At 75.5% G+C, this 19,051-nt stretch carries 17 protein-coding genes; 13 read left to right on the top strand and 4 right to left on the bottom strand.

From position 1 onward, the window contains the following. Positions 1-156 precede the first annotated feature (156 nt). The 8 genes from POF43_RS02320 to POF43_RS02280 all read left to right on the top strand — a co-directional run bounded on the left by POF43_RS02320 (position 157) and on the right by POF43_RS02280 (position 8,851). The gene (locus POF43_RS02320; RefSeq protein ID WP_271323334.1) at positions 157-1,431 is read left to right on the top strand and encodes an SCO2321 family membrane protein; all 1,275 of its coding nucleotides are present in this window, start codon (positions 157-159) and stop codon (positions 1,429-1,431) included. A gap of 2 nt (positions 1,432-1,433) precedes the next feature. After that, entirely contained in the window at positions 1,434-2,102 is a 669-nt protein-coding gene (locus POF43_RS02315) for an SCO2322 family protein (protein ID WP_504992271.1), read from the top strand. Further along, on the top strand, positions 2,072-3,328 hold the full coding sequence (locus POF43_RS02305) for an energy-coupling factor transporter transmembrane component T (RefSeq protein ID WP_372515769.1): 1,257 nt from the start codon (positions 2,072-2,074) through the stop codon (positions 3,326-3,328). The genes POF43_RS02315 and POF43_RS02305 overlap by 31 nt, the downstream gene beginning before the upstream one ends. Beyond that, positions 3,325-4,938, top strand: coding sequence for an ABC transporter ATP-binding protein (locus POF43_RS02300; protein ID WP_271323333.1), 1,614 nt, complete (start codon positions 3,325-3,327; stop codon positions 4,936-4,938). The genes POF43_RS02305 and POF43_RS02300 overlap by 4 nt, the downstream gene beginning before the upstream one ends. After that, positions 4,935-5,753, top strand: coding sequence for an ECF transporter S component (locus tag POF43_RS02295; protein WP_271323332.1), 819 nt, complete (start codon positions 4,935-4,937; stop codon positions 5,751-5,753). The genes POF43_RS02300 and POF43_RS02295 overlap by 4 nt, the downstream gene beginning before the upstream one ends. A gap of 617 nt (positions 5,754-6,370) precedes the next feature. After that, positions 6,371-7,540, top strand: coding sequence for an acyltransferase family protein (locus tag POF43_RS02290; RefSeq protein WP_271323331.1), 1,170 nt, complete (start codon positions 6,371-6,373; stop codon positions 7,538-7,540). Positions 7,541-7,634: 94 nt separating this feature from the next. Next, positions 7,635-8,213: a hypothetical protein gene (locus POF43_RS02285; protein WP_282698459.1), complete on the top strand. Its 579-nt coding sequence runs from the start codon at positions 7,635-7,637 to the stop codon at positions 8,211-8,213. A 131-nt stretch (positions 8,214-8,344) separates the two neighbouring features. Further along, the gene (locus tag POF43_RS02280; RefSeq protein ID WP_271326097.1) at positions 8,345-8,851 is read left to right on the top strand and encodes a DinB family protein; all 507 of its coding nucleotides are present in this window, start codon (positions 8,345-8,347) and stop codon (positions 8,849-8,851) included. A gap of 179 nt (positions 8,852-9,030) precedes the next feature. Here the strand turns inward: POF43_RS02280 and POF43_RS02275 are convergent, their stop codons facing one another. After that, on the bottom strand, positions 9,031-9,438 hold the full coding sequence (locus POF43_RS02275; protein WP_271318907.1) for a PGPGW domain-containing protein: 408 nt from the start codon (positions 9,436-9,438) through the stop codon (positions 9,031-9,033). A 349-nt stretch (positions 9,439-9,787) separates the two neighbouring features. Here POF43_RS02275 and POF43_RS02270 point away from each other — a divergent pair, with 349 nt between their 5' ends. Continuing rightward, entirely contained in the window at positions 9,788-10,450 is a 663-nt protein-coding gene (locus POF43_RS02270) for an HAD-IA family hydrolase (RefSeq protein ID WP_271323872.1), read from the top strand. A gap of 86 nt (positions 10,451-10,536) precedes the next feature. After that, entirely contained in the window at positions 10,537-11,427 is an 891-nt protein-coding gene (locus POF43_RS02265; protein WP_271315597.1) for a helix-turn-helix transcriptional regulator, read from the top strand. Between the two features lie 30 nt (positions 11,428-11,457). Here the strand turns inward: POF43_RS02265 and POF43_RS02260 are convergent, their stop codons facing one another. Continuing rightward, a complete protein-coding gene (locus tag POF43_RS02260; RefSeq protein ID WP_271323873.1) occupies positions 11,458-12,042 on the bottom strand; it encodes a TMEM165/GDT1 family protein in 585 nt (194 codons plus the stop codon). Between the two features lie 387 nt (positions 12,043-12,429). Between POF43_RS02260 and POF43_RS02255 the strand changes: the two genes are divergently transcribed. The 3 genes from POF43_RS02255 to POF43_RS02245 all read left to right on the top strand — a co-directional run bounded on the left by POF43_RS02255 (position 12,430) and on the right by POF43_RS02245 (position 16,134). Then, complete coding sequence (locus POF43_RS02255) at positions 12,430-14,385, top strand: FAD/NAD(P)-binding protein (RefSeq protein WP_271323874.1); 1,956 nt, start codon at positions 12,430-12,432, stop codon at positions 14,383-14,385. Continuing rightward, positions 14,382-15,278 (top strand): DUF2797 domain-containing protein, encoded by an 897-nt coding sequence (locus POF43_RS02250; RefSeq protein ID WP_271323875.1) that lies wholly within the window; start codon positions 14,382-14,384, stop codon positions 15,276-15,278. Before POF43_RS02255 ends, POF43_RS02250 begins: the two co-directional genes overlap by 4 nt. 184 nt (positions 15,279-15,462) lie before the next feature. Then, the gene (locus POF43_RS02245) at positions 15,463-16,134 is read left to right on the top strand and encodes a DedA family protein (protein WP_271315593.1); all 672 of its coding nucleotides are present in this window, start codon (positions 15,463-15,465) and stop codon (positions 16,132-16,134) included. Positions 16,135-16,168: 34 nt separating this feature from the next. Here POF43_RS02245 and POF43_RS02240 read toward each other — a convergent pair whose 3' ends face one another. Then, positions 16,169-17,146 (bottom strand): DUF6227 family protein, encoded by a 978-nt coding sequence (locus tag POF43_RS02240; protein ID WP_271315592.1) that lies wholly within the window; start codon positions 17,144-17,146, stop codon positions 16,169-16,171. 161 nt (positions 17,147-17,307) lie between these two features. Continuing rightward, on the bottom strand, positions 17,308-19,047 hold the full coding sequence (locus tag POF43_RS02235; RefSeq protein ID WP_271323876.1) for a pyruvate dehydrogenase: 1,740 nt from the start codon (positions 19,045-19,047) through the stop codon (positions 17,308-17,310). Positions 19,048-19,051: the final 4 nt, after the last annotated feature.

Here is a 19,051-nt window from a genome sequence, read left to right as displayed (position 1 = left end):
GCGCGAGCGGCTCCCGGTGGACGACGCGTCAGCGCCGCGCACCGGACACCGTCGAGGTATACGGAGCCGGAGCCCGGTGCCGAGCCCGGACAGCCCGCGGCCCCGGTGACGGAGCGCCCGGCTGCGCCCCGCTCACCGAAAGGCACCCCCACCGCCATGCCACCCTCCCTGCCCACCCGGCGGGCCGCCGTGCGCCCGCTCGGCGCGCTGGCCGCCGCCGTCCTGCTGACCGTGATAGCCGCGCCGGCCGCCACCGCCGCCGGCGGCGCGACCAGCACCGCCCCGGCGACCAAGCTGCCGGCCGGCCTGTTCGGCACCGCCGACCCGACGTACGACGGGGTCTTCCGGCAGTCCACCGCACTGCTGGCGCTCTCGGCGGCCGGCGTGACCCCGGCCACCGCGGCGGTGAACTGGCTGACCGGCCAGCAGTGCGCCGACGGCGGCTTCGGGGCGTTCCGCGCCTCGACGGCCAAGCCGTGCGCCCGCGGCGGTGAGGACACCAACTCCACCGCCATGGCCGTGCAGGCGCTGTCCAGCTTCGGCGGCGACCCCAGGACCGTCACCAAGGCGGTCGGCTGGCTGAAGTCGGCGCAGAACAAGGACGGCGGCTGGGGCTACCAGGCCGGCGCCGGCAGCGACCCGGACTCCACCGCCGTGGTGGCCGGCGCGCTCCAGGCCGCCGGGGTGAACCCCGACAGCCTGGTCAAGGCCGGCCAGGGCCCGCTCCAGTCGCTGCTCAAGCTCCAGCTGGGCTGCGGTGCCAAGGCCGCCCAGCGCGGCGCGTTCGCCTACCAGCCGGACAAGAACGGCAAGCTGGCCGCCAACGACAAGGCCACCACCGACGGCATCCTGGCCCTGCACGACGAGGGCTACCTGGTGCGCAAGCCCGCCGCCGACAGCCGTCCGAAGGCGATGAACTGCCCGTCCGCGGCGGCCGGCCGGCCCGGTGACGCGAACTCCGCCGCCTCGGCCGCCGCCGCGTACCTGGCGGCCGACCTCGCGGGCAACGGCGACCACCTGGTCGCCGCCCGCCCCGGCGCCGCCAAGCCGGCCGCCGACCCGGGCACCACGGCCTACGCGGTCATCGCGCTGGCCGGCGACGGTCAGCTGACCGACGCCCGCGCCGCGTACCGGTGGCTGGAGTCCGACGGCACCGCCTGGGCCGCCTCCAGCCCGGCCGCGCTCGGCGCGCTCGTGCTGGCCGCGCACGCGGTCGGCGCGAACCCGCACCTGTTCGGCAGCGCCGACCTGGTCTCCCTGCTCAGCCGGCTCGGCCCGGCCAATAGCTCCGGCACCACGAAGGCCACGGTCAACGTGCCGGACCACAGGAGCAGTTCGTCGCTCACCGTCTGGTGGATCATCGGGGTCTGCCTGCTGGCCGGCATCGGGGTGGGCATCGCGATGAGCACCCGCAACAAGAAGCGGGCCTGACCGTGCGGCGGGACGCGCGCGCCGCGGTCCGGCGCCGGGCGGCAGCGGCGGCCGGCGCGCTGCTGGCGTCGGTGGCCGCCGTCGTCGCGGTGGCGTGTCCCGCGCAGGCGACCGGCTACCGCTACTGGTCGTTCTGGGAACACGGCGGCACCGGCTGGACGTTCGCGCAGACCGGCCCGGCCTCCGCCACCCCGGCCGACGGCGCGGTGGAGGGCTGGCGGTTCGCGGTCAGCGCCGACTCCTCGGCCGCGGTCACCCCGCGCGGCACCGCGGCGTTCGCCGCGATCTGCGCCGGCACCCCGGCGGCCCGGGGACGCAAGCGGGTCGCGCTGGTGGTCGACTACGGCACCGCGGCCGACGCGGACGGCGGGACCGCACCGCCGCGCGAGCGCACCGGCTGTGCCTCGCTGGCGCCGGACGCGTCCGCCGCCGACGCGCTCGCGGCGGTCGCGAAACCGCTGCGGTACGACAGCAGCGGCCTGGTGTGCGCCATCTCCGGCTACCCGGCGGCCGGTTGCGGCGAGCAGGTCTCCGGCCACGGCACGACGGCCGCCGCCGCGGCCGGCCGGCACGGCGGTTCACCGTCGGTGGGGCTGTACGCGGGGATCGGCGTCGTGGTGGTGCTGGGCGCGGCTGCCGGGTGGCAGGTGCGCAGGCGGCGCGAGCGGTGAGCGGCCGGTCGCACGCGCTGCACGCCGGCGCCTGGTGGCTGTGGGCGCTGGGACTGGCCACCGCCGCCTCCCGCACCACGAACCCGCTGCTGCTGTCCCTGGTGGTGGCGGTCGCCGGATACGTGGTGGCGGTACGCCGCACCGACGCGCCGTGGGCCCGCTCCTACGGGGCGTTCCTCAAGCTCGGGCTCGTGGTGCTGGTGATCCGGCTGGTCTTCGCGATCGTGCTGGGCTCACCGGTGCCGGGCACCCACGTGCTGTTCACCCTGCCGCAGGTGCCGTTGCCGCACTGGGCGCAGGGGGTGCGGCTGGGCGGCCGGGTCACCGCGGAGGGGCTGGCGTTCGCCGGCTGCGACGGGCTGCGGCTGGCCACCCTGCTGGTCTGCGTCGGCGCCGCCAACGCGCTGGCCAACCCGGCGCGGCTGCTGAAGTCGCTGCCCGGCGCGCTGTACGAGGCCGGGGTGGCGGTGGTGGTGGCGATGACGTTCGCGCCGAACCTGGTCGCCGACGTCTCCCGGCTGCGCGCGGCCCGCCGGATGCGGGGCCGGGCCGACCGGGGGTGGCGGGCGCTGGCCCAGGTGGGGCTGCCGGTGCTGGAGGGCGCGCTGGAACGGTCGGTGGCGCTGGCGGCGGCGATGGACGCGCGCGGCTACGGCCGCACCGCCGACGTCCCGCGCCGGGTGCGGCGGTTGACGGCCGCGCTGACGCTGGGCGGGCTGATCGGGGTGTGCGCCGGGTCCTACGGACTGCTGGCGGAGGCCGGCGGCGGACTGGGCACCGGGGTGCTGGTGCTGGGGCTGCTGGTGGCGCTGGCCGGGCTGTGGCTGGGCGGGCGGCGCACGGTGCGCACCCGGTACCGGCCGGACCGCTGGGGGACGCGGGCCTGGCTGGTGAGCGGCGCCGGGATCGCGGTGGCCGTCCTGATGATCCGGGCCGCCACCTCGGACCCGGGCGCCCTGACGCCGCCGGCGGTACCGCTGGCCGCGCCGGTGCTGCCGGTGTGGCCGGCGCTTGCGGTGCTGGTCGGACTGGTCCCGGCGGCGGCCGCCCCGGCACCGGCCGCCCGGCCGCGCACCGGACGGGGTGAGCCGGACGGGCGGAGTGAGCCGGCCTGGCTGGACGGGCCGGATGGGCGGCCCGGCCCGGACGCACGGAACGGGCTGGACGGGCGCGGCGCGGCGGCGGCCGTCGTGGCGGAGTGGGAGAAGAAGGGGACGAGCGGGTGATCCGGTTCGAGAACGTGGGCGTGCGGTACGCCGACACCGCGGCGCCGGCGCTGGCCGGTATCGAACTGACCGTTCCGGAGGGCGAGTTGTGCCTGCTGGCGGGTCCGTCCGGGGTCGGCAAGTCGACCCTGCTGAACGCGGTGAGCGGTCTGGTGCCGCACTTCACCGGGGGCCGGCTGACCGGCCGGGTCACCGTGGCCGGGCGCGACACCCGCACACACCGGCCGCGGGAGCTTGCCGACGTGGTCGGCACGGTGGGCCAGGACCCGGCGGCGCACTTCGTCACCGATGTCGTGGAGGACGAACTCGCCTACGGCATGGAGTCGTTGGGCATCGCGCCGGACGTCATGCGGCGCCGGGTGGAGGAGACGCTCGACCTGCTGGGGCTGGCGGAACTGCGGGAGCGGCCGATCGCCACGCTGTCCGGCGGGCAGCGGCAGCGGGTCGCGATCGGTTCGGTGCTGACCGCCCACCCCCGGGTGCTGGTGCTCGACGAGCCGACCTCCGCGCTCGACCCCGGCGCCGCCGAGGAGGTGCTGGCGGTGCTGCAACGCCTGGTGCACGACCTGGGCACCACCGTGCTGCTGGCCGAGCACCGGCTGGAACGCGTCGTGCAGTACGCCGACCTGGTGGTGCTGCTGCCCGCCCCCGGCGCCGCCGCGGTGGTCGGCGGACCGGCCGAGGTGATGGCGGTCTCGCCGGTCCGGCCGCCGGTGGTGGACCTGGCCCGGCTGGCCGGCTGGAGTCCGCCGCCGCTGTCGGTGCGCGACGCGCGCCGCCGGGCCGGACCGCTGCGCGAACGGCTGGCGGGGTGCTCCCCCGCGCCGCCGCGGCAGGTGGCCGACGCCGAGCCGGTCGCCGTCGTCCGGCGGCTCGCGGTGCGGCGCGGCCGGGTCGAGGCGCTGCGCGGTGTCGACCTGACGGTGCGGCCCGGCGAGGCGATCGCGCTGATGGGCCGCAACGGCGCCGGCAAGTCGACGCTGCTGGGCTGCCTGACCGGGCTGCACGCGCCGACCGGGGGCAGCGTGCAGGTGGGCGGCGCGGTGCCGCACCGCACGGCGCCGCGCGAGCTGGTGCGCCGGGTCGGGCTCGTTCCGCAGGAGCCGCGCGACCTGCTGTACGCGGACACGGTGGCCGGGGAGTGCGCGGCGGCCGACACGGACGCGGGCGCGGCGCCGGGCAGTTGCCGGGCGCTGGTCGGCGAACTGCTGTCCGGGGTGCCGGACGCGACGCACCCGCGCGACCTGTCGGAGGGGCAGCGCCTGACGCTGGCGCTGGCGGTGGTGCTGACCGCGCGGCCGCCACTGCTGCTGCTGGACGAGCCGACCCGGGGGCTGGACTACGCGGCGAAGGCCCGGCTGACCGCGCACCTGCGGTCACTGGCCGACGCCGGCCACGCCATCGTGCTGGCCACCCATGACGTGGAGCTGGCCGCCGAACTGGCCGACCGGGTGGTGATCCTGGCCGACGGCGAGGTGGTGGCCGACGGTCCGACCGCTGAAGTCGTCGTCTCCTCACCGGCGTTCGCCCCGCAGGTCGCCAAGGTCCTGCAACCGCAGGAGTGGCTGACGGTCGGTCAGGTCGCGGCGGCGCTGGACGGCGGACGGTGAGCCGGCGGACCGCCGGGGCGCCGGTGCGGCTGGGCGTGCGGTCGCTGGTGGCGCTGGCGCTGGTCTCGGCGGTCGGGGTGGTGGCGTTCGGCTGGCCGCTGCTGGCGGACCCCGGTTCGGGGCTGGCGCACAGCTCGGACGCGCCGTGGCTGTTCGCCGCGCTGCTGCCGATGCTGCTGGCGGTGGTGGTCGCCACCATCGCCGACACCGGGCTGGACGCCAAGGCGGTCGCGATGCTGGGGGTGCTGGCGGCGGCCGGCGCCGCGTTGCGGCCACTGGGGGCCGGCACGGCCGGGATCGAGCCGATGTTCTTCCTGATGGTGCTGGCCGGCCGGGTGCTCGGGCCCGGGTTCGGCTTCACGCTGGGCGCAGTGTCGATGTTCGCCTCGGCGCTGCTGACCGGCGGGGTGGGGCCGTGGATGCCGTTCCAGATGCTGGCGATGGGCTGGGTCTCCTTCGGCGCCGGACTGCTGCCGGGGGCACGGGCGCTGCGCGGACGGCGGGAACTGGCGCTGCTGGCGGGGTACGGCGTGGTGTCGTCGGTGCTGTACGGCACGGTGATGAACCTCCAGGGGTGGCCGTACCTCGCGGGCCCGACCTCCGGGGTGTCCTACGTGCCGGGCGCGGCGGTGCCGGCCAACCTGGCGCGGTTCGCCGCGTACTGCCTGACCACGTCGCTGGGCTTCGACCTGCCGCGCGCGGCGGTGACCGCGGTGCTGACGTTCGCCCTGGGCACCCCGATCCTGAAGGCGCTGCGCCGGGCGACCCGCCGGGCGGCGTTCGGCGCGGAGGGCGAGTTCGCACCGCCGGGGTAAGGGGACGAGCCCCGGCCGGGGGCCGGTGCGTGGGCGGGACCGGCGCCGCACGGACGGGAGCGGTGCGCCACGCAGGGGCGGCACCGGTGAGGTGGCACCGGCGAGCAACCGGGGCGGCCGGCAGCCCCATCGCGGCGGCACCGGTGAGGTCGCACCGGCGAGGTCGCACCAGCGAGGTCGCACCAGCGAGGTCGCACCGGTGAGGTGGGCGGCCCGGCGGCGGTTCCCGGGCGGAGCGGCCCGTGTCGCGTCGGCGACAAAGCGGGCCGGTCCGGGCTCAGGCACCTCACCCGGCATCGCCAATCCCAGGATTTTTACCGGCAGTTGACTCGGCGTCACCCCGGGTGACCGCACCCCGCGGCCGCCCTCGCGCCACCGGGGCCGACGGCGCGGACCCGTCACCGCGTGCGACGCCGGGGCCCGGCCGGTTGCGTCTGGCCGCCGCGTTCCGGGGCAGGAGTGCCATGACAACGCAACGCCGGTCCAGGACCGACGGGAGACATTCGTCACCGGCTGTCCGACTTGGGGGCATTCACCGGAGAAATGCCAACAGGTTGGTCTGCTAACGTCCAAGGACCCGTAAAAGCCTCGTCCGCACAGCCGATACGGAGTTCCGCATGGCAGCCGTCATATCCGCCACCCAACCCCAGGACCGGCCGAATCCGCAGGCCGGCGCCGCGCAGGCGCCGAGACCCGGCGGACGCCGCCCCCGGTTGTACGTGCTGGACGGACTCCGCTTGTGCGCGGCCCTGTTCGTGGTCGCCTTCCACTACACGGCACTGACGATCCACGGCAGCCACCCCTGGGGCCGGCCGGTCCAGCAGGTCTTCCCGTTCGTGGGGAAGTTCACCGCCTACGGCTACCTGGGCGTGCCGCTGTTCTTCCTCATCAGCGGATTCGTCATCTGCCTCACCGCGTGGGGCCGTTCGCCGAAGCAGTTCCTGGTCTCCCGGGTGACCCGGCTGTTCCCGGCGTACTGGTTCGCGGTGCTGGCCACCACCTTGCTGACGCTGGCGTTCGGCGACGGCTGGCTCGGCGACAACATCACCGCGCAGCAGACGGTCACCAACCTGACGATGCTCCAAAGCCCGCTGCACGTCGCCGAGACCGACGGCGTGTACTGGACGCTGTGGTGCGAGATGGTCTTCTACCTGCTCTTCCTCTTCCTGGTGCACCGCGGCCTGTCCTACAAGCGGGTCGTCGCCTTCGCCGGGATCTGGCTGATCGCCTCGGTGGTCGCGGAGAACGCCGGTATCTCGCTGCTGGGCACCATCACCATGCCCGGCGAGGCCATGTACTTCTCCGCCGGTCTGATGATGTACCTGATGTACCGGTTCGGCCCGGACATGATCACCGTCGGGATGACCGGCCTGTGCTGGCTGCTGGCGCTGCACCAGGTCTCGCGCCAGCTGCCCGGGGAGAGCACCGACGTCGGCCACCCGCTCCAGTGGTGGTGCGCCGCGGCCGTCGTCACCGCGTGCTTCGCGGTGCTGCTGCTGGCCGCCAACCACAAGCTGGACTTCATCCAGTGGCGCTGGCTGACCACGGCGGGCGCGATGACGTACCCGCTGTACCTGCTGCACGAGCACCTCGGCTGGATCGTCATCGACCACCTGCACGGCTTCGTCCCGTCCTGGGTCCTGCTGGTCGCGACCATCACGTTCTTCCTGTACGCGGCCTGGCTGGTGCACCGGTTCGTCGAACGTCCGCTGGCCGGCTTCCTCAAGCGGGGCCTGACCAAGGTCCGCGCGACCGGCTGGGACGCCCCGGAGCGCCGCGCCCAGTAGCGCCGTCGGCCCGGTGACGTCAGCGCCTGCGCGGCACGGCCTCCCCGCCACGTCAGCGGCTCCGCGGCATCGGCGGCTCAGTAGCATCGGTGTGATGAGCGGCGACTTCGGCCCGGCGGGTCTGCAACTGGTCCTGCTGCGCAGGATGGCCGACCACCAGGCCGACCTGGTGCGGGACGCGCTGCGCGAGCTGGGCACCGACCGGGACGCGATGCGCCGGGCCAACCGGCACTGGCAGGCCACCTTGCGGGCCCGCGGCTTCCCGCAGGGCGAGCGGCGGCTGTGGATGCTGCTGGGAGCGCCGTCGCAGCAGGCGGACCAGCGGCTGGGCGACGTGACCTGCCGGGCGCTGCGGTGGCCGGTGCCGCTGTGGCCCGGCCTGCGGTTCGAGGCCCTGGTCGGACCGGACGGCCGGGTGTGGAACGAGTGGCTGGTACGCGCCCCCGGCGCCGCCGCTCCCCCGGCCCCCGCCACCCCGGCCGCCCTCGCCCCCTGGTCGCACACCGTCGAGGAGGCCGCCCGCGCCTTCCCCCCGGCCCGCCCGCGCGAGGGTGACGCGCCGACCCGCTGGCGGCTGGTCTTCCCCGGCGGCGAGACCGGCCACTTCACCTACGGCCTGCTCCAGTACGTCGAGCCCCCGGCCGGCCCGCCCGTCGAGCCGCCGGCCGGCTGACCCCGCCGAACCACGGACCCGCCCACCCCGTCGAGCCGTCGGCGGACCGAACCCGCTGGGCCGCCGCCCGGGACGCGTGGCAGGGTGACCCGGTCCGGGGCGGCGAGCGCGCCGGGGTGAGGGAGGCGGCCGTGGCCACCGAACGGATCGACCCGCCGCTGGTGGGCGGGGAACGCGAGATGCTGCGGGCGTTCCTGGACTTCCACCGGGCGACGCTGGCGATGAAGTGCGACGGGCTCAGCGACGAGCAGTTGCGGACCCGGTCGGTGCCGCCGTCGACGCTGACCCTGCTGGGGCTGGTGCGGCACATGGCCGAGGTCGAGCGGCAGTGGTTCCGCCGGGTGGTCAACGGCGAGACGCTGCCGCACGTGTGGTCCGACGAGCACGACTTCCAGGCCGCCTACGACGCGGCCGGCGCGACCCGCTCGCAAGCGTTCGCCGCCTGGCGGGCGGAGGTCGAGCACGCCCGGCGCATCGAACGCGACGCGGAGTCGCTGGACATCGTCCGGCACGCCGAACGGTGGGGTGAGGACGTCTCGCTGCGGCTGGTCATGCTGCACCTCATCCACGACTACGCCCGCCACAACGGCCACGCCGACCTGCTGCGCGAGGCGGTCGACGGCTCGGTCGGCGCCTGAGACGGCCGGCCGCGGACCGTGCGCGGGCGGGTTCGGGGCGGGCGGGAGCGGTGGCCGCGGCGGGGGTCCGCGCTTTGCTACCGGACAGTCACTGGCGCGGAGGGCACTTCTCTTTGTATCGTGGAGGAACAAAGTGGCTCCCGCCCGTTTACCCTGACCGGCGGGCGGGGGCCGCTGCGTCAGTCTTCTCCGGTACGGCCGTCCGCCGCCCGGACCTGGCGGCGGCTGTGGACCAGCAGGCCCAACAGCACGACGCCGGACAGGATCAGCCCGGAGCCGGTCGGCCAGCCGCCGAGCGGGAGACCGGGATCGACCGTCCAGACCACACCGCCCGCGACGAGCGCGGCACCGACGGCGACCGAGCCGGCGATGCGCGACGGCGAGGAGACGCTCTCCCGCGCGGCCCGCAGCGCCCGGCGCCGCACCGGCGCGAGATGGCGCTCCAGCCGGGGGAAGACGGGGGACAGGACCACCAGACCGGCGAGCACCAGCAGCAGACCGGGACCGGGCAGCACCAGGAGCACGACCCCCAGCGCCAGCAGCAGCGAGCCGGCGACGGTGCGGACGATGCGCTGGAGGGGGTCCATATTCATACGATATGCGCCATGTCACCGCCGAATCCGTGGCCCGGCACCGGGCGGCCTTTGTAGCCTGGGTGACTCAAGAGATTGATCGTTGGACCATCTGCCGGACCGCGCGCCCGCCCGGCCGCCCGGACCTAGCTCCCCGGACCCCGCGGAACCGCGGAACCGTACGCCCCGACCGGCCCCGGACCACCCGGACCACCCGCAGCACCACCGCGGGCCGGCTCAGGACCGAAGGGCCGTTGAACCGCACCACCGCACGACCACAGAACCGCACGACCGCAGAACCGCACGACCCCCGACCGCTCGCCGAGAGGCGCACCCTCTCGCCACCCGAAGGACGGCCCGCCTGATGACCACCCCCCAGCCCCTCGGTACCTTCCAGGCCGTCCTGCTGGACATGGACGGCACGCTCGTCGACTCGGACGCCGTGGTCTCGCGGGTCTGGCGGCGCTGGGCGGACCGCCACGGGCTGGACGGTGACGCGGTGCTGAAGGTCGTGCACGGCCGCCAGGGCCACGCCACGATGGCGGCGCTGCTGCCGGACCGCCCGGCGGCGGACAACCTGGCGGAGAACGTGCTGATGCTCGCCGAGGAGACCGCCGACATGGACGGGGTGACGCAGGTGGGCGGCGCCGCCGGGTTCCTCGCCTCGCTGACCGGCCGGCCGCACGCGCTGGTGACGTCGGCCGACGCCGCGCTGTCCGCCGCGCGGATGGCCGCCGCCGGACTGCCGCTGCCCGCGGTGCGGGTGACCGCCGAGAGCGTCAGCGCCAGCAAGCCCGACCCCGAGGGCTTCTTGAAGGCCGCCGCCGAACTGGGCTTCGCCCCCCGCGACTGCGTGGTCTTCGAGGACTCCGAGGCGGGCATCGCCGCGGGCCTGGCGGCCGGCATGCGCGTCGTCGGCGTCGGCCCGCGGGCGCTCGCCCACCACCCGACGGTGCACGTCCCCACCCTGGAGGGGCTGCGCGTGGAGCCGACCGACGGCGGCGCGCTGACGCTGCGCTTCGGCTGACGGACCGCGCGGCGGCCGGTCCCGGGGGTGCGGCAGGCCCCCTTTGGGCCGGGCCGCGCGGGCCGGCCGCCGCATACCGTGGAGGCATGGACCGTACCGAGGAACTGAGCGAGTTCCTGCGCTCGCGGCGGGCCCGGATCACTCCCGAGGAGGCCGGGGTCGGCGCCGGCCCCGGAGTGCGCCGGGTGCCGGGGCTGCGCCGTGAGGAAGTCGCGCGGCTGGCCGGCATCAACGTCGACTACTACGTCCGGCTGGAACGCGGCCGGAACCTGAACGCCTCCGAGGCGGTGCTCGACGCGGTGGCCCGCGCGCTGCGGCTCGACGCGACCGAACGCGCCCACCTGTTCACCCTGGCCCGCCCCAAACCGTTCCGCGGCAGCGGCCGGCCGCGCCCGCTGCCGCCGCAACGGGTACGGCCGGCGATGTACCGGGTGCTGGAGGCGCTGGAACCCAAACCGGCCATGATCACCGGCCGCCGGATGGACGTGCTGGCCGCGAACCGCACCGCCCGGGCGATGTACACCGACTTCGACGCGCTGCCGCACCGCGAGCGCAACTTCGCCCGCTTCGTCTTCCTCGACGAGAACGCGCGCAGCCTGTTCACCGACTGGCGGCGCAACGCGGCGGACGTGGTGGCGGTCCTGCACCTCTACAGCGGCCGTCACGCCTGCGATCCGCAACTGGCCGAGCTGATCGGCGAACTGTCGCTGCGCAGCCCGGAGTTCCGCACCTGGTGGGCGGACCACAACGTGCACCAGCACACGCACGGCACCAAGCAGTTCCACCACCCGGTGGTCGGCCGGATGACGCTGTCGTACGAGACGCTGGCCGTCATGGGCGACCAGGACCAGACGCTGACGGTCTACACCGCCGAGCCCGCCTCCGCGTCGGAGGCGGCGCTCGACCTGCTGGCCAGCTGGACCGGCGGGACCGCGCCCCATCCGGCCCCGGCGTACGAGCGGCCCGGCGGGGCGTGACCCGCCGGGCGGCGGCGCGCGCCGGCCGGCTCAGCCCGCGACGGCCTCGTAGAGGCTGATGCCGGCCATGACGACCATGACGGCCGCCGCGACCTTGGTGATCAGCGACAGCGGGACGCGCTTCATCAGCGCCTTGCCGCCGAGGATGCCGAGGGCGGCGACCGCCCACAGGGCCAGGACCGCGCCGACGCCGACGGAGAACGGGGAGTCGTAGCGGGCGGCCAGGTTGGCGGTCATGATCTGCGTCAGGTCGCCGAACTCGGCGACCAGGATGAGCGTGAAGCCGGCGCCGGCCACCTTCCAGAAGCTCTCGTTCTTCGGCTCCTTCGGGCCGTCCTCCTCCTCGTCCTCCTTGTGCAGCAGCAGCATCGCCGCCCCCGCGAGGAAGAGCAGGCCGACCACGCCCTGCACCCAGCGGTGCGGCAGCAGACCGAGCAGGCTGCCCGCCGCGATGGCGACGCAGACGTGCACCAGGAAGGCGGCGGCGATGCCGCAGAAGACGTAGGAGGAGCGGTAGCGGGCGCCGAGCATGAGGCTGGCCAGCGCGGTCTTGTCGGGCAGTTCCGCGAGGAAGACGACGCCGAAGACGATGGCGGCGACGGTGATGCTGAACACGTCGGGTGGTTCCTGTCGGGTCGGGCTCGCCGCACCGGTCGGACCTGAGGGGGCTCAGGGGTCGCCTCGGCACGGCAGCGTCGGTCATCAACACTGCGGCCGAAGGTCTCGCTGGCACGCGCGGCGTCCCGCCGCACGGCCTCCGGGCGCCGGCCAGGCCCCCGCGAGCGGGTCCCCGGCAGTATGTCGACGGTCCGGCGAAGAGCTACTCCCCTTCTGCGGGGCCAAGGATAGTCGACGCGGTGACCGGCGCCCCCCGACGGGAGTGATGTGCGCCACACCAGCGGTTCGCATAACGGATGTATCACGTTAAGCGTTCCGGTGGCCCGGCATGATTGTGCGTAAACCACGCAGCGGTCATCACATCCGTCCCCGGGAGTACGCACCTTGACCGGTCAGCACCACAACATAGCCGTCGTCGGCGCCGGTCCCCGGGGCACCAGCCTGCTGGAACGGCTGTGCGCGAACCTCCCGGAACTCGCCGCGGACGCCCGGCTGACGGTGCACGTGGTCGACCCCTACCCGCCGGGCGCCGGCCAGGTGTGGCGCACCGCGCAGTCCGCCGAGCTGCTGATGAACACCGTCGCCTCACAGGTCACCTTGTTCACCGACGCCAGCGTCAGCTGCGAGGGCCCGGTGCTGCCCGGCCCCAGCCTGTACGAGTGGGCCGCCGCGCGGTCGATCCCGCTGGGGCCGGACGAGTATCCGCGCCGGGCGCTGTACGGGCGGTACCTGGAGTGGGTCTACGCCCGGGTCGTGGCCGGCGCCCCGGGCCGGGCCACCTTCGTCACGCACGCCTGCCGCGCGGTGCGGCTGCGCGAACTGCCGGGCGGAGCACAGGCGTTGGAGCTGGAGGACGGCACTACGGTGGCGCCGCTGGACGCGGTCGCGCTGGTCCAGGGCCATCTGCCCGAACGCCCGCGCCCCGACCAGGAGTCGACGGCGGCGTTCGCGGCGGTCGGCGGGCTGCGCTACCTGCCGCCCGCCAACCCGGCCGACGTGCAGGAGCAGTTGGACCGCATCGCGCCGGACGAACCGGTGCTACTGCGCGGCCTGGGCCTGAACTTCTTCGACCACCTCGCCCTGCTGACGTCCGGCCGCGGCGGCCGCTTCGCCCCGGACGCCGACGGCACCGGCCTGGTCTACCTGCCCAGCGGCCGCGAACCGCGGCTGTACGCCGGATCGCGCCGCGGTGTGCCCTACCAGGCGCGCGGCGACAACGCCAAGGGCGCGCACGGCCGCCACCTCCCGCTGCTGCTGACCCCGCCCGTCATCGCGGCCTTCCGGGCCCGGGCGGCGGCCGGCGACCCGCCGGACTTCCGCGCCGAGGTGTGGCCGCTGGTCGCCAAGGAGGTCGAGGCGGTGCACTACACCGCCGCCCTCGCGGCCGGCGGCGCGCGGCGCGCGGTGGTCGGCGCGTTCCGCGACGCCTTCACCCGCACCGCGCACGGCGGCCCCGCGGAGGACGCGCTGCTGACCGCGGCCGGCTTCGGCCCGGGCCGGCGCTGGGACTGGGAACGCGTCGCCCGCCCGTACGGCGAGCGCGCCTTCACCGGCCGGGCCGACTTTCGCGACTGGCTGCTCGGCGTGCTGGGCGAGGACGTCGCGCAGGCCCGGCTGGGCAACGTCGCCGGACCGGTCAAGGCGGCCCTGGACGTGCTGCGCGACCTGCGCAACGAACTGCGGCAGATCGTCGACCACGGCGGACTGGACGGCGTCTCGCGCCGCGACCACCTCGACCGCTGGTACACCCCGCTCAACGCCTTCTTGTCCATCGGGCCGCCGCGCCGCCGCATCGAGGAGCTGGCGGCGCTGATGCGGGCCGGCGTCGTCGAACTGCTGGGCCCCGGCCTGCGGGTGCGCACCGGCGCCGCACCGGACGGGCCCGCCTTCCTCGCCGACTCCCCGGTGGTTCCCGGCGCGCCGGTGGCGGTCCGCACCCTGGTCGAGGCCCGGCTGCCGGAGCCCGACCTGCGCCGCACCGCCGACCCGCTGCTGGCCGCACTGCTGGCCGACGGCGGCTGTCGCCCGCACCGCAACGGCGCCTACGAGACCGGTGGCCTCGACGTCACCGGCCGCCCCTACCACCTGATCGACCGTCAGGGGCGCCCGCACGCACGGCGGTTCGCCCTCGGGGTGCCCACCGAAGGGGTCCACTGGGTCACCGCGGCCGGCGCCCGCCCCGGCGTCGACTCCGTCACGCTGTCCGACACCGACGCGGTGGCCCGCGCGATCCTGGGCACCCTCGGCCGGCCGGCCGGCGCCGCCGCGGCGATCCCGTCGGCGCGTGCCTCCCGGGAGAACGCGGTGCTGTCGGCGCCCGCGGGCAGAATCGGGGTGTGAACCCCTGGCGTTGCGAAGGGCCCGCCTGGCGCGACGGCCGCCCCGCGCTGGCGTGGGCGTCCCGCACCGGCGGCGACCGCGTGCGGCCGCTGGCCTTCGGCGGACCGCTGGCGTTCCGCGCGACCGGTGAGCGGCGGTGCGCCGGGGTGCGGCGGGCAGGGCGGCGCACCTGGTGCCCGCACGACGCCGAGATCCCGGCCGGCCGGACCATGGCACGCTGCCCGTCGTGCGCCGCGCTGGACCGTTCCTCCTCCGTCGCGGCCGACACCGCCCTCGACGACCCGCGGCTGTTCGCGCTCTACCTCGCCTGGTTCGGCCCCCGGCTGGTCAAGCTCGGCATCACCGCCCACGTGCGGGGGCCGGCCCGGCTGCTGGAGCAGGGCGCGCTGGCGCACAGCTGGCTCGGCGAGGGCCCGCTGGCCGCGGTCCGCCGGGCGGAGTCCGCGCTCGGCGCCGCGCTCGACGTCCCGGACCGGATCAGCGCCCGGGTGAAGCACGCCGCGCTGGCGGCCGGCTGGGACCAGGCGCGGGCGGCGGCCGACCTGTCCGCCGCGCACGCCCGCGCCACCGCCTCACCGTCCTGGCCCGACACCGTCACGCCGCGCGCGCTGTCCGTCGCCGACCACGCCCCCGCCTACCGGGTGGACCCCGCCGGCCCGCCACGCCCCCGCGCGCACGTCACCGCGCTGGCGCCCGGCGCGGTGGTCGCCGGCACGCTGACCGCCGTCGTCGGACCGTACGCGCACCTCGACCGCCCCGGTGGCCCGCTGCTGGTCGACCTGCGCCTGCTGGCCGGCTGGCCCCTGACCGCGGCGGCCCCGGACAGCGCCGTGACGGCCCCGTCGCGTCCGCTTCCCGCGGCGCCCGAACCGCCGCCCGACGGACTGTTCTGACGGACGAGCCGCAGGTCGGACGGCGAGATATCCACAGGCTGTTGAGAAGTTGGTGAGAAAGAGTTCACATCGTGCCCCTGCACGGGAAGAAAACAGGTGCACGCGTACGCTGTACGGCTGGGTGGAGCGTTACTTCCGCCTCGCTGAGCAGTGACGCATAGACGGGGACCAGGAGAGCGCGACCGTGTCCGCAGACGTGAATTCGCTAGTCGGCACCCCTTGGGTGTTCGTCCTCGTCGGGCTGTCCGTTTTGCTGGACGTCTTCGTACCGGTGCTGCCCTCCGGCATCCTGCTGATCTCCGCGGTGACCGCGGTGGCCGCCGGGGGCAACGGCGCCCAGGACATACGGGACGTCGTCGCGCTGCTGGTGTGCGCGGCGGCGGCCTCGTGCCTGGGCGACCTGGCGGCGTACCGGCTGGCATACCACGGCGGCGCGTGGCTGGACCGGCGGCTGGCCGGTTCGCGGCGGCTGGCGACGGCGCAGGAACGGTTGGGCGCGGTGCTGTCGCACGGCGGCGGCGGTCTGGTGGTGCTGGCCCGGTTCGCGCCGGCCGGCCGGTCGGTGATGAGCCTGGGCGCGGGCGCCGCGCACCGCAGGCCGGCGGAGTTCCTGCCGTGGTCCGCGGTGGCCGGGGTGGCGTGGGCGACGTACGGCGTGGTGGTGGGCTGGCTGGGCGGCAAGTGGCTGGGCGCCGGCTGGCTGGGCACCGCGATGTCGCTGGTCTCGCTGGTCGGCGCCGGCGCGGTGGCCAGTTGGGTCTTCAAGCGGGAACGCCGCCTGGAGGAGGCCGCCGCCGCGGCCGCCTCGCTGGCCGGCGCGGCGGGCGTGACGGTCACCCCGGCCGAGGCCGGCTGACACCGGTCGGGCACCTGCCGGCCGCGGCCCGGGGTCACTCCCCCGCGCGGTAGTGGTCGGCGCGGTCGCGGGCGGTGGACTCGTCGAGGTAGACCTCGCACACCGGGGCGAGCGCGCCGGGCGACCGGGTGTGCTCCAGTTCCCACAGGCTGATCTCCGCGCCGTCGGCGAGCAGGAACGCGTGCTGGTACAGGGCCCATTCCAGGACGTGGCCGGGCGTGGCGTCGTGGCGGCGGGTGATCAGGACGGTCTCGTGGCCGACGGCGGCCCGCAGCCGGCGGCGCACCGCCTCGCCGGGCCGGTCGGCGTTCTCCGCGCGGCGCAGCACCCGCCAGGCGTGGTCGGCGGACTGGCCGCGTTCGGTGGTCCGGTCGGCGCGCGAGCGGCGGGTGCGGTGTTCGGCGCGGCGGGCGGTGAAGAAGATCTCCGCGATCATCCGGCCGAGTTCGGAGGCGGGGTCGGCCGGCGGGTCGAGCGCGCCGGCGGTACCGGCCACGAAGTCGGGGTCGGGGCGCGGGCCGGAGCCGGCGGTGAAGCCGAAGACCCCGTCCAGCGCGGGCCCGGCGAGTCCGTGGCCGGGGACCGGGTCGACGGGGAGGCCGTCCTCGGCGGCGAGCCGGGGCCACAGGTCGAGCAGCGGGGGTTCGCCGAACCGTTCGCGCGCGTACGCCTCGGCGCTGCCCCGGTCGGGCAGCAGGCGGTGCCGGGTGCGGCCGTCGGGGTGGGTGTTGTGCTCGACCTCCCACAGCACCTCGCCGGTGCCGTCGGCGAGCAGGAAGACGTGCTTGACCACCCGGTGGCCGACCGGCCCGTCGGTGCCCTTGCGGCGGCGCATGGCGTGCAGTTCGGTGCAGTGCATGAGCGCGGTGCGCAGCCGGGGCAGCGCGTGGGCCACGCCGTCGCCGGCCGCCTCGTCGCGGTCCAGCAGCCGCTCCAGGAACCGTCCGCTGTCCTCGTCCCCGACGGGCGAGGGGTCGCCGCCCGTGGGCCTGTTGTCGTTGTGGCTGTCCATCCTGCCCTCCCACGACCGCGTTTCGCCCACTCAAGGTAGCGGTGCCGGTGCCGTGCGTGTCCGCACTTGCGAAGACTTACGGAGAGTTTCTCCGCCTTTCGCACTACTGACGCCGCGACGCGTGCCCCCGGCCGCGACGCTCACACCTCCCGCGCGGGGGCTCAAGGGCGGGGCAGGTTGCGGAGGTTGGAGCGGGCCAGGTCGAGCATCGAGCCGACGCCGCCGTCGAGGACCGTGCGGCCGGCGGCGAGGGCGAAGCCGCGCACCTGGCCGGCGGTGATGTGCGACGGGATGGACAACGCGTTGGGGTCGGTGACCAGTTCGACCAGCGCGGGCCCGGGCCGTTCCAGCGCGTGCTGGAACGCCTCGCGGATCGCGCCGGGCTTCTCGACCCGGACCGCCGGGATGCCCAACCCCTCAGCGACAGCGGTGTAGTTGACGGCCGGGTGGTCGGTCTCGAAGGCGGGCAGCCCGTCGACCATCATCTCCAGCTTGACCATGCCGAGCGAGGAGTTGTTGAAGACGATGACCTTCACGTCGAGCCCGTGCTGGACGACGGTGATCAACTCGCCCATCAGCATGCTCAGTCCGCCGTCGCCGCACAGCGCGACGACCTGGCGTCCCGGCTCGGCGAACGCGGCGCCCACGGCGTGCGGCAGCGCGTTGGCCATCGTGCCGTGGGTGAACGAACCGATCACCCGGCGGCGGCCGTTGGGGGTGAGGTAGCGGGCGGCCCACACGTTGTTCATGCCGGTGTCGACGGTGAACACCGCGTCGTCGGCGGCCAGTCGGTCCAGCAGGCTGGCGGCGTACTCGGGGTGGATCGGCAGGTGGCTCTCGACGTCGCGGGTGTAGGCGCCGACGACCTTGGTCAGGGCGCGTTCGTGCTTGCGCAGCATGTCGTCGAGGAACCGGCGGTCCTCGCGAGCGGTCAGCAGCGGCTGCACCGCGCGCAGGGTGGCACCGACGTCGCCGTGCACGGCCACCTCCAGCGGGGTGCGGCGGCCGAGCCGGGTGGCGTCGTGGTCGACCTGGACCGTGTGCTCGCCGGGCAGGAAGTCGTCGTACGGGAAGTCGGCGCCCAGCAGCACCGCGAGGTCGGCCTCGTGCAGCGCCTCGTAGCACGCGCCGTAGCCGAGCAGGCCGATCATCCCGACGTCGTAGGGGTTGTCGAACTGGATCCACTCCTTGCCGCGCAGCGTGTGCCCGACCGGGGCGTGCAGCGTGCCGGCCAGCCGCATGACCTCGGCGTGCGCCTGCCGCGCCCCGGCGCCGCAGAAGAGCGTGACGCGGCGGGCGGCGTTCAGCGCGGCGGCCAGCGCGCGCACCGCGTCCGGGTCGGGGTGGACGGCGCCCGGCGCGGCGACCGCCGAGGGGGCGCCGGTGGGGTGGGCGGCCGGGCGGGCCGCGATGTCGCCGGGCAGCACCAGCACCGAGACGCCGGGGGCGCCGACGGCGTGCTGGACGGCGATGCGCAGGATGCGCGGCATCTGCTCGGGCTGCGAGACGAGTTCGCAGTAGCCGGCGGCCTCCGCGAACAGCTGCTCCGGGTGGGTCTCCTGGAAGAACCCGGTGCCGATCTGCGTCGAGGGGATGTGCGAGGCGATCGCCAGCACCGGGGCGGCGGAGCGCTGGGCGTCGTACAGGCCCTGGACGAGGTGGGTGTTGCCCGGTCCGCACGATCCGGCGCACACCGCGAGCCGCCCGGTGATCTGGGCCTCGGCCGCGGCGGCGAACGCGCCGGCCTCCTCGTTGCGCACGTGCGCCCAGTCGATGCCCGGCGTGCGGCGGATGGCGTCGACCAGCGGGTTCAGGCTGTCGCCGACGACACCGTAGACACGCTGGACGCCGGTCTGCACGAGGACCTGCACGAACTGGTCGGCGACGCTGGGGGTGGGCACCGGG

Origin of the sequence: Streptantibioticus silvisoli (genome assembly GCF_027947535.2) — a bacterium.
GTDB classification, from domain to species: Bacteria; Actinomycetota; Actinomycetes; order Streptomycetales; family Streptomycetaceae; genus Streptantibioticus_C; species Streptantibioticus_C silvisoli.
Note: the sequence above shows the minus strand (reverse complement) of the source record. Positions and strands in the feature narration are given on the sequence as shown.

Coding starts and splice junctions, on each gene's coding strand:
- POF43_RS02320 (WP_271323334.1), top strand. CDS start 157: ATGCCACCCTCCCTGCCCACCCGGCGGGCCGCCGTGCGCCCGCTCGGC.
- POF43_RS02290 (WP_271323331.1), top strand. CDS start 6,371: ATGGCAGCCGTCATATCCGCCACCCAACCCCAGGACCGGCCGAATCCG.
- POF43_RS02285 (WP_282698459.1), top strand. CDS start 7,635: ATGAGCGGCGACTTCGGCCCGGCGGGTCTGCAACTGGTCCTGCTGCGC.
- POF43_RS02275 (WP_271318907.1), bottom strand. CDS start 9,438: ATGGACCCCCTCCAGCGCATCGTCCGCACCGTCGCCGGCTCGCTGCTG.
- POF43_RS02270 (WP_271323872.1), top strand. CDS start 9,788: ATGACCACCCCCCAGCCCCTCGGTACCTTCCAGGCCGTCCTGCTGGAC.
- POF43_RS02265 (WP_271315597.1), top strand. CDS start 10,537: ATGGACCGTACCGAGGAACTGAGCGAGTTCCTGCGCTCGCGGCGGGCC.
- POF43_RS02240 (WP_271315592.1), bottom strand. CDS start 17,146: ATGGACAGCCACAACGACAACAGGCCCACGGGCGGCGACCCCTCGCCC.